Here is a 547-nt window from a genome sequence, read left to right on the forward strand (position 1 = left end):
CGATCCCACAGGAGCCAAACCAGCGCTGGAGCCTGGACTTCGTGTCAGACACACTTTCCGAGGGGCGCCGGTTCCGCATCCTGAACGTGATCGACGACTTCAGCCGGGAATGTCTCGCCTCTGTGGTTGATACGTCGCTGTCGGGCGTTCGCGTCGCCAGGGAGCTGGATCGGATTGCTGAGATGCGGGGCTATCCTTGCATGGTGGTCTCGGACAACGGCACCGAGCTCACCTCGAATGCAATGCTGAAATGGCAGGAAGACAGACAAGTCGAATGGCACTATATCGCGCCGGGAAAACCAATGCAGAACGGCTTCGTCGAGAGCTTCAATGGCCGCCTGCGCGACGAGTGCCTGAACGAGCCCCTGTTCGCCAACCTGCGCCATGCTCGGGTTCTGATCGGGGCCTGGCGTGACGACTACAACCATCACCGCCCACATTCGAGCCTCGACGGGCTCACCCCGTGGGAGTATCACCAACGGTCAAGAGAGGACCAAACCCTGAACAGAGCTAACCAATAAACGAGGACACCAAGGGGAGCAGGTCA

General features: G+C 59.8%; 1 protein-coding gene. It reads left to right on the forward strand.

The annotated features are described in order from the left end of the window. Positions 1-521 (forward strand): IS3 family transposase (locus RYZ20_RS15820; RefSeq protein WP_317675179.1); only part of this gene is annotated, 521 nt, incomplete at its 5' end. Positions 522-547: the final 26 nt, after the last annotated feature.

Source organism: Pseudothioclava alba, from assembly GCF_033100795.1.
In the GTDB taxonomy this organism is placed as follows: Bacteria; Pseudomonadota; Alphaproteobacteria; order Rhodobacterales; family Rhodobacteraceae; genus Pseudothioclava.